5 protein-coding genes and 1 pseudogene are annotated in these 9,962 nt (G+C 54.2%); all 6 read right to left on the bottom strand.

Annotation, left to right across the window (positions count from 1 at the left end):
• Positions 1-91: 91 nt before the first annotated feature.
• Positions 92-982, bottom strand: a pseudogene (locus ACR0CE_RS20225) (IS30 family transposase); the annotation flags it as partial.
• 251 nt (positions 983-1,233) lie between these two features.
• Positions 1,234-3,603, bottom strand: coding sequence for a hypothetical protein (locus ACR0CE_RS20220; protein ID WP_480833584.1), 2,370 nt, complete (start codon positions 3,601-3,603; stop codon positions 1,234-1,236).
• Between the two features lie 51 nt (positions 3,604-3,654).
• Positions 3,655-5,190, bottom strand: a complete 1,536-nt coding sequence (locus ACR0CE_RS20215) for a hypothetical protein (protein ID WP_480833583.1) — start codon at positions 5,188-5,190, stop codon at positions 3,655-3,657.
• Positions 5,191-5,247: 57 nt separating this feature from the next.
• Positions 5,248-8,205 (bottom strand): TrlF family AAA-like ATPase, encoded by a 2,958-nt coding sequence (locus ACR0CE_RS20210; protein ID WP_480833582.1) that lies wholly within the window; start codon positions 8,203-8,205, stop codon positions 5,248-5,250.
• A 264-nt stretch (positions 8,206-8,469) separates the two neighbouring features.
• Complete coding sequence (locus ACR0CE_RS20205) at positions 8,470-8,787, bottom strand: VpaChn25_0724 family phage protein (protein ID WP_480833581.1); 318 nt, start codon at positions 8,785-8,787, stop codon at positions 8,470-8,472.
• A 17-nt stretch (positions 8,788-8,804) separates the two neighbouring features.
• Positions 8,805-9,854: a hypothetical protein gene (locus tag ACR0CE_RS20200; RefSeq protein WP_480833580.1), complete on the bottom strand. Its 1,050-nt coding sequence runs from the start codon at positions 9,852-9,854 to the stop codon at positions 8,805-8,807.
• Positions 9,855-9,962 lie beyond the last annotated feature (108 nt).

The following is a 9,962-nucleotide window of genomic DNA, read 5'->3' as shown; positions in this document are numbered from 1 at the left end:
CGTTTCGACATCTCTGATCTCCTCTTCGTCGAAGATCAGCAAACAACAAATCGTAGCTTACGTCAGTGTCCGAAATTCAGGGGGTAGCTCAATCTGAGACCGCCGTGATGTCGCGCTTGCGGGGAAGCCAGCGCCTCACCCTGCGGTTGGTGTTTTCGACGGTGCCTTTCTGCCACGGGCTTGAAGGATCGCAAAACCACGTTTGCGTCCCGATCTCGGCCTGAAGATGCGGCCAGCTGACGAATTCGGGGCCGCGGTCAAATGTGATGGATTTGCGCGCCAGGTGGGGCAAGTCGCGGACGGCTTTCATGATCTTGCCCATCACGGGTTTGGTGCGCTTGTTCGGGTTCTTCAGCAGCACTGTGAACCGGCTGACGCGCTCGACCAGAGACGTAACATTTGACTGGCCAAGAGCCTGCTTGAACAGCATTAGATCCGCTTCCCAATGGCCAAACTGGCGGCGATGAGCAACGTCGTCGGGGCGAAACAGGATGCTGATTTCGCGGTCAAACTTGGGTGCTTGGCGCTTCCTTGCACGGCGAGGGCGACGATACATTCTGTGCTCAGGCAAATACCACCAAAGCTCGTCGGCCATACCTTCGCTGGAATAGATGTAGCGGTAAATCGTTTCCTGACAGACGCGCAGCTTGGCGCCTTCATAGATCATTCGATTGCCGATTTGTTCTGGCGTCCAGCCATTCTTCAGCCGCTCGATCACACGCTTGCGCAACTCAGGATGGCGGATCAGTTTTCGTTGCCTGGCGCGTCGATCCGCTGCTTTCCGATGCGCAGACGCGCCGTAATAGCCATCACATTTAGGTAGACACGGATCCGAGAAGAAGTTCCGCTTGATCTCTCGATGGATAGTGGCTTTCGAGCGCTTCAACACACGTGCCATCTCTCGAACAGGGACTTTCGCGTGCCACCAGCGCTCAATTCGCTGACGTTCTTTGATGCTGAGTTGAGAATACACTGTACCCATGCCATGATCTCCTCATTAGATAACCCATTGGTTTCTAACAGGAGTCTCACTTCAGGGTAGCGCGCACCGGTTGCACTTATTAACGATCATAATGATTATTATGTTAATTATTTGGTTTCGCCCCAGAACCGACACCCAACCTATAATCCCGATGCTGCGGGCGCAGCCCGCTTTCCGGTCATTCGCTGCATATGATCGATCTGGCTCTGGTCGAATTCGCATTCTTCGGTCGTAGTGTCCTTTCGCTGCGGCTAACCTCGCATCGAGTCTTTGAGTGCTGGCAGGACCGCGCTTTGAAGCCGGTCACGGGCCCATGTCCCGCGTGTGCTGTCAGGGTCAATCAATGCCAATTGGCGCAATGCGATCGATAAACGGCTGAGTAGAGGTGCCGAACGTTGCTTAAGCACGTCGTCAAGCCAGTCCTCAGCGTTGTCACCGTGTCGGTTCAGAAAACGGAAGATCGACCAAGTGATAGGCTCGATAATGCCTTCATTGCTGCATACGAGGCTCGCTCCCCCCGGAGCGTTATGCAAATGCATGCCGGACTTCTCCAGGTCGATCGTTACACGCCGCAATGGAATTGAACTCGTTCCCACCAATCCAAGCAGTGCGGCGTCGAATAACCCAAAAACGCCGTCCTCATCAGCCGAAAATGCACCAATTGGAACGGATGCGACGTGCGACAAGACCAGCCACGCGTCGAGATTGTCATAGGTGACTCCCAACTCGTCGGAAGCGATTTCAATTCGAGTATGCGCTTGTGACGGTCCAGGGGACCGGAAAACTGCAGTCCCATCTTCATTCACTGTCATGTCTATCTGCCCGATCTCAGGCACCCACATCACTGCTTTTGTACCAGCGTTGAGGGGACGCGAGGTTGGGCGGCACTCGAGCAGCCTGTTAATGAACGGAATCGGTATGCCAGAGCACAAGTCAGCGCAGCCAATCAAAGCCCACGCTCCAATCACGTCGCCCATCGGTAGGACTGAAACAACACGCACAAACCAGCGAGCCGTGTCACCTTCATCGCTATTTTCATCATTGAACCGCTCGTTCAGTTCAGCCGCTATTTCCCGAGCCAGCTCCGTGGCGATGAGCTCTGGTATCCTCCCGAACATCAATGCACGGTTACTCGTACTAAGGGTCGATCCCACAAGGCCTGAAAGAGACATAGCTTTGCGTTCTTCATCCGAGGCATGCTGGCGCAAGACGTTCTTGCGTACGAAAAAGCTGTGCATTGATCGAAGCTGAAGGTCAGGTGAACGATCGCGACGCTGGTAGTCGTCGAGCACTGCGCGGGCGAACGTCGCCGCCTGTTCAATCAGAGTATCGTGCTCAAATTGTTGGTGTGCATGGTTGAACAAGCCGACGCTGAGCAATGGTGGAAGTAATGCCGTCGCCTCATCAGGACGATTGGGATCATCAAAGGTGCTAGCAAGCAGTGATCGGAGCAGCCAGGGTTGGCGATATTCTTCGGCTCGGGCGGCACCACGCATAAACTGGCCGCCATTCTTGTCCATAACTTGGCAGGCACGGCTGAATTCTTCGTCATCGAGTGGTTCAAGGCAAATTCGCGTACCACGGCGGGCGAGTACAGTCGCCTTACGCCGCGTCTCGCCGGACCACAGCCGATCGACAACAGCAGTGTCGGCTTCAATGACGAACTTCAGACGCTGCCCGTAAGAGTGAGCGGTCAACGCCTCCAGTTCTCTCGTGACAACGTTATGTTCAAGTCCAAGACCATCAATCGCGATGACGAGTTGTGGGCCGGTCGCGCTGCCAAGCTTGGCCAACCACTGCCTGACGTCTGCAACAGAAATCTGCCAACCGAGAGTCGAACTGAGTATGCGCGTGATTTCATCAACGATTCCAACTGCGGCGCTTCCCGACGCCTCAACGAACAACACAGCCATGTCGTCATTGTCGCAAGTGGCAGTTGTCAGTTCGCCAAGAACATGTGTCTTTCCGATGAGGGGGGCACCTTCAACCGCAACCACCCTGTGCTTGCCCTGCAAAGCCTCAATGACGGAGGTGGTCGCCTTGCGAGGAAAGTGGAATCCCTTGACGAAAGTCGCCTGGAGGTCACCTAATTCCCCCGAAAGAGAGTCAAGTGTTTCCTGGCTTGCCGCTCTTACTGCTGACATCCAAACGTTGGAGTCAGGCCCCATGAGCGAGGTGATGGCGTTGTGAACATCAGACTCTGCAATCTTTAGCGCGGCCTTATTGAGTTCGACGAATGCTGCCTCATCGCGATCACCCTCACCTAGCTCTCGACCGTCATGGGCAGCAAAGGTCCGCGTATCGTGTCCGTTGGAGACAATGACAAGCGGTGGGCGGGGATGTAGCACCCGCGCATAGGAGAGGCCTTGATCTACATCGGCTTGATTGAGTGCTTTGTCCGGACGCTTAAGTTCAAGGATAGCAACGCGCTCTTGCCCGCGTTCGATAAGGATGTCGACGCGCCCTTGGCGTCGCGACGTCTTGGACCCATCAATCGGTACAATTTTGTGCCCAAGTTTGAACGAGAAACTCAACTGATGCCGGATTGACTTGGGATCTAGCCATGGAAGCGCCAGCTGAAGAACCTGATTGGCCCGCGCTTCAAGCTCTGCTTCGGTCATGTTCGTGTTTGTGGCTTCCATAGACAATTCGATATCTCTTTCTTTGCGCAACTAGGTCTCAAAGCCGCCGGAAATGAGCACGGGCCCTGCGATACCCTTGCGGCGCTTGAAAGCTTCGACCGACAGGTCCACGAAGTCGGATATGTCGGCACCTGGCGCCCGGATGACGTCATCAACAACGCCAGGCTGCCCTGTAACAATCGTTACTTCTTTGTCATCTCGCGCGACAGAAGCAATAGGTACTTCGATGAGAGCTGCATACTGAACACCCATCAGATCAACAGATATCGGGGCTAGGATCTGCTCAACCTCGTCAACGATTCCGTCGTCCGGCCATCGTGGAAAAATCAGTTGTCCATCTGGTATCGAACCCAATGACAGCAAGTCCGTATGCGTTCTTACCCATTCATTGAAGGTCTCCAATCGAATGGCCCCCCGAACATTGCGCGAGGATTTATTGATTGCAGTTAAAATCCGACGCAACATCGGTGCTACAGGAATCCAATGCTTGAACGGGCCTTCATCTTCGATGATGGGAAAGGTCATTCGAGCGTCCTGGACCTGAATTGTCAGTTTCTTTTTTGGTTGTGCCAGGACTGCGCCGATTTCGTAGATCTTCACGGCCTCTTCCAGATCAACCGTCCGGCTACCATCGTAATCGAACGTGACGCCAGCCCACTCCTTCTGAAAATCAAGGACGACCTCGAGGTTCCGATCCGCGAGCCGAATTTTCGGCATTTCATCGTCGGTTGAAAATGGAGGTGGGATGAAGACATCGACGGGAACTGCCGACCATTCTCCAGTATCGGCCTCAATCTCGATTGACGCAGAAAGAAGTGCTGGAGCCTCCATTTCGAGGATGGCGTCCCGGAGGTAGATTTGATCATTGCTCAGCGGTATTCCAAACCGTCGCTGCTCGATCGTCAGGTGATTGATCTCAAGCTGTCTTTTGCCGCCAAGGAACAGATCACCAAACTTATGGCGGGCATTTTCCCCAGGAATAAAAAAGCGGCTGATGACTGGTTGCTCATCGAAGCCGCAGGTCTCCCGTATCCGTTTCTTGTGAACAGCGTAGCTATTGGGGGAGCCACTCAAGATGCTATGCAGGACACTCGACAATCCGTGCCCGTCTGAGCCGATTTCCTTTGCACGATCCATAGGAATAGGAATTTTGACCCTATGAATGTCTCGGTTTCCTTTGGCTTCTTGTTCGCGGACACGGAGTAAGGTGTCGGTGATAAGAGCGTCATCAACTGGCACAATCACACATCGTTTGGATCGCCGCCCTCTCTTTTCATAATAGAGGATTGCGATAGCCGCCGGCAGATCCGCGTCGACCAGATGCTTTAAGGCCGAAAGCTTAATGCGCGGAGCGGCTCTGGTCTGTTCCGTCGTTTTTATCTGTACGAGAAACTTCGGAAGGTCATTTTGGCTATCAAGGGGTCGGTCCAGACAGCGGTGCGGATCGGCTTCAAGCATGAAATCCCAACCAAGACGGTCAGGATCGGACCTTTGGGCGTGAAACCCTTCTGGCTCACACCAGCTTGCAAACTCATTCTGTCCTCTTGTTCCTGGGTCTGGTTTCATGGAAATTGTTCCGAAATCCTGTAGTCGACACGAGCGTTGGGGCCCGCCTGAGTCTGGTTATCGTTCAAGTCGCACCCGGAGACGTCGTGCGCGTTCTTTGAACGCCTTTTCACCCCCCTCCAGGATATCGCACACATGTTTTCGCATATCCGCATCTTCGAGACCGCCGGATTGATATGTGATCGGAGGCAACTCGCCCGGGCTGTGTGGCCCGGCCGTCGCGACAATAATCTGATCAGCATCAGTGTTGATGACGAGATTGGCGTTGTGAGTGACCATGATGACCTGCCGTTTCGCCTTTGCCGCAACGAATAAGCTGACGAGCTCATCAAAAATCGATTTGGGATCAAGATTCTCTTCCGGCTGGTCAATGATGAGCGGTCGTTGGTCGGCTTCGTCGAGCGCAAGATAGAGAAGCAAAAGAACGATACCGCGCGTGCCGGGCGACAACTTGGTGATGTCTGTCCCTTCGTAGTCGATGCCGTATTCGATCTGGATATGGTTTGTGCTGAACAGCCATTTTGCAAAACGCATCAACCAGTTCCGATAAGCCGCCGCGTCGTCGGCCGGAACATTGGCGACGGCCATCAACTCGTCCTGCCATTCCTCCGTGAAATGTTGGAGTGCCTTATCAATTGATGCGACATCTCCAGTCTCCCAAGCTGCTCTGATATGGGTGTTCGCCCATTGCTCGATCGAGCGTTTGCCCTTGAAATCCCCTGCCCGTCTCAGATCGAACAATTCTTCTCCGTCAGAAGCCCACGCGCGGACATCGGCCTTTCGAGTGGCCGAGAACGAGAGCTTCTGCAGCGTGCCTTGTGCAGCTTGCAGCCGGTCGACCAACGGCTGATAGAGGTCGCGCAAAACCTGCTCTTCGGCGATGATGGAAGCGAACACATTTACATATGCCTGCTGTCGGCTTTGGCTGAGCGTTCGCATTCGCTCCGCGGCCCCCTCACAGTCGGTCAATGAAGTTCGCAGGTTCTCAATTTGCGTATTCTCACCAGCAATCCGTTTTACAAGTCCGGCAAATTTCTGGGCGGTCTCGGTGTCAATGTTGATGAGGTTTTGAAGACGCGTGGCTTCGGCTTCCAGGATGGCAAGAGACGCTTTCTCCGGATCCGCCTCATCAGTAAGGTAGGGCTGATTGATATCCGCCATCGGCACTGGTGTGGTTCCCCGCCAGGACTTGGCGCTTTGCTGTGCCGTTGCGAGTTTTGCCTTAAGCGCCGCATCGACGTCGCCGTGATACTCTAGGAGAAACGCATCCCAGTCGCTTTCTTCAAGATGGGCAGCAACGAAATCGGCCTTCGTCGCGCGCAAGGCCTCAGGTGCCTTGTTTTCTCGAAACGCTTTGACTTCGTCCTGTAGCGATAACAGCGAAGTTTCCTGTTTCACAAAATAACGCACATTGGAGCGGACTTTCTCGGCTGCATTGGCGATGACAGTGAGCCTCTTTGCCCGGGCCTCGCTGCCTTTGACGATGAGCTTGTCCCGGTCAGTTTCCAACCCCTTGACCAGGCGCCCTTTCTGACTGAGCTGTTGCTTGAGACCTTCAATCCTTAACCGCTTCTCTCGCTCTGCACCGATCTGATCAGAAAGAGAAACGATTGCTTCTTCCTGACGATCACGCGCCAAACGATGGCGGGTTGCACGGAGTTCGAGCAATTGATCAAATCGGAACGTTCCGTCTTTTTCTGGATGAGCCTCAAAAATGACGCGCTCGATCTCCGCTAACAGCGCATCTGTCATTCCATCGGCCGAGCAGAGCTCTTCAACGAATTTCTGCGAAAGGTAAAGCGCTCTGGGAAACCGTCCCTCAAGTTCGGGATCATACTCGTAATCGAGGAGATCGCGTTCTGACGGATCGCCGCTACCCCAATCGATCTTCACACTAACGCCCGGCAACAGATCGCCGGCACGGACCAGGAAGGATGCCGAGCTTAAGCTCAGAGATGCCGCATCACAACCTGCAGCAATCGCATCGGCGAGGGCAGTTTTTCCAGAGCCACGTGCTCCGATAATAGCGACCAAGCCTGGGTTCAGATCAACCTGTGGCGAGACCGCCCAATCTGCTCCCAGAATGGTCGCTCGTGAAATCACCTGCGAAGGTGTCGCGCGCATGGGTGCTGCTGCCCCCACATAGGCCCGCCCACTAGGATCAATGACCGCCTGCCTGAGAGTATCGAAATGGGCCCCGCCCTTAACCCAGGAGAAACGATCACCGTCGGGAGCACCCACTTTTGCTGTGTCATGAGCATCGCTGCCATGAAGGCACGGCTTGAGTGCGCCATAACGCTCTCGAATGTCGCTCTCTGACGTCTTCCTGCCCAGCCAGTAATCTCTCTGACTTGGACTGCTCGAAAATACGATGTGGACGAACTTTTCGACTTCCTGGCGTTGGGCGCCTTCAGATTCACCTCGCATGCCGGAGGTGCCGTCGTTGCCACTGCCCGCGACAGCGATAAGGATGTTCTGTTTTGCCCAATCGACAGCCCGGTATACTTCCACCAATTGCTCAAAACTGATCTTGAACTGAGTGGCTCCTCGGGCGAGTGCAGCTCGCCCGGTCAGCTTGCTGTCGACCTTCGTCCCGAGCCGCATGAGATCCTCGGGGGTACAGGTGTACCGATCGCCGGAAAAATCAAAGGTCAGTTGCGCCAGAAACCGTTGTGTCGCCTGCACATGATCTGGATCTTCTGGGTTCACGAGCAGATGGCAATTGACCCAATTGCCTTTGACCGTCCCAAATGCCAGTCGAAGCTCGACGTTTGGGAAAATCAAATCCACGCCAGACAGTCGGCCATCGTCCTCCTTAGCCGCGCGAACTTCTTCGTAGGTGTCCAGCAAATAATAATCTGTTACGCCGAGGGCGCGAATTTGCGGGATGGAGGCCTCAATCTTCGCAAAATATTGCTCTCTGCTATCCGCTCCTTTGAACTGGTCGTTGAGAACTGTCCCCGGCGCGTGGATATGCGGTTCCCATCGCAGCCATCGAGATCCGGAGTTTGTCATGTTTGCCTCGTAGATTGTCTAAATGTCTTTCTTACAAATCAGGCCGCGTTTCACACGGAAATCCAAACTTTGCCGTTTCCAGTGAAGGCCGGTAGCGAGCGTATCCTTTAGGATCTTAGGAAAACCGCAATACAATGGATCGTTTCGACATTACGGAGAGTTTCTCGATAAATCCATATTTTTCATGAATTTAGTAGGCCGTTCCTTTCCCAACGGCGAAGGCAATGTCATCATGTTTGCAGGTTGGCCCCTGTACCTGGCAATTCAATAAGGGCACTCAGGCTCTGGTCGTTTTACTCCCTCTGAAATCGCCTTGCCCTCAGCTGTCTCTAGTCCTTTCTCCGTCAACTTCAGGATCTGCAACTCCTCCACAGTTTCTGAATGAAGATGCCCGACTTCTTCGAGCAACGATGCAAGTGTACGCAATTCTGTGCGCGTGCATGTCAACGAGAGGTGTCGTAGCCAGTCCATGAGCACATCTTCGTTAGATCGATACTCTGGAGACCGGCTCAGGAATCGTAGGATGGCCAGCGAACGACGTTGTTGGAGAATTTGGGTCGTTTCATTTTTCCGGTTACCCATTAGACCACCTCGTGTCCCTAGTTTGGGCCAAGGCGGGCCGCTTCTGCCAGCAGCCAGTCCGCGTGGTCGTCACCCTCTTCCAGCTCCCAATCCCGCGCCTTCGCTATCTCGTAGCCGATAAGGTCGCGCGCCTCTGAAGCGGTACAGCCAGCTTTCCTTAGCTTGATCTGTTTGATGCGAGCATCTGCGGCCCGACGCTGGTGGTCTTCAAATTCGGCAATCGCTTCTAGAAGCGATGAGTTGTTGGTGATCAATTCTTCGACACTCTCGAAGTTCACGTCGTGAGCAACGTTTGCCGTGGCCGGAGTTGCCAATTCTCGCAGATTTTCCAGTGTTAGTGCCCGGGCGTCCAGGTCCGCTCGTCGCTGTCTTTGTTTGGCGACGATTTCTCGGCAGTCCTGGCAAATCAGCTCGTATTTCGGTCCGGAAATGACGATGTCCCCCGCTCCGTCAAGTCGACGCTGCCAAAGTTGCTCTGCGTCAACCTCAATATCGAACCATTCAAAACGGTGAATCCTGGCTGTCCATTTCCCGCGATTAGAGCGTCGGCAAATCTCTCTTTTGGTGCGCTCGCAGCACGGGCACCGCCACATATCTTCAGCGTTACGCCAATGTTTGCTTTTTGCACTTTGTTCGGCATCGAGCATCGCGTATTCGGCATCTGTTGGCGGCTTTACAATCTTCCGTTTGGAAGGCCTTTTGTTTCCGCCCACACCATCGCGGGCCACAGATCGGGTCTCTATTGCAGCGCCAAGGTGCAGACTGTGAATGTCTGGTAGTTCTTCTTGGCAAAGCCGAAACAGGATGTCTCTGGCCTGCGGCTGGCCTTGCATCTTTTGACCCGGCGCGACCTCACGATGGTGGCGGCCTTTTGCAATTCTCGCCGCCATCCGCCTGGCAAAGTCGACACGGTCAGCTAAGCCTTCCTTCTCATTCTCCCAAATGGCCCGGGCGCGGCCGAAATCTACTTCGTGCACGCGGTTGTCGCTCACAGTGATGAAGTCGGCGATTTCCGATGGCGTGAATGTGAAATGCGGCGCGATTTCATCCCAAAGCTCACGCTTCACACGCCCATCCGCAAGATTGTGAACCGGCATGCAAAATTGACCCCTGTACTGGGGTAATCGGCGTCCAAAGTTGACCCTCCTGGTATTTGGTTTCGTTAGCTTCCTCGC

The sequence above is a fragment of the Ruegeria sp. L11 genome (assembly GCF_056531755.1).
This window is presented reverse-complemented; position numbering and strand designations above follow the sequence as displayed.

Coding starts and splice junctions, on each gene's coding strand:
- ACR0CE_RS20210 (WP_480833582.1), bottom strand. CDS start 8,205: ATGACAAACTCCGGATCTCGATGGCTGCGATGGGAACCGCATATCCAC.
- ACR0CE_RS20215 (WP_480833583.1), bottom strand. CDS start 5,190: ATGAAACCAGACCCAGGAACAAGAGGACAGAATGAGTTTGCAAGCTGG.
- ACR0CE_RS20205 (WP_480833581.1), bottom strand. CDS start 8,787: ATGGGTAACCGGAAAAATGAAACGACCCAAATTCTCCAACAACGTCGT.
- ACR0CE_RS20220 (WP_480833584.1), bottom strand. CDS start 3,603: ATGACCGAAGCAGAGCTTGAAGCGCGGGCCAATCAGGTTCTTCAGCTG.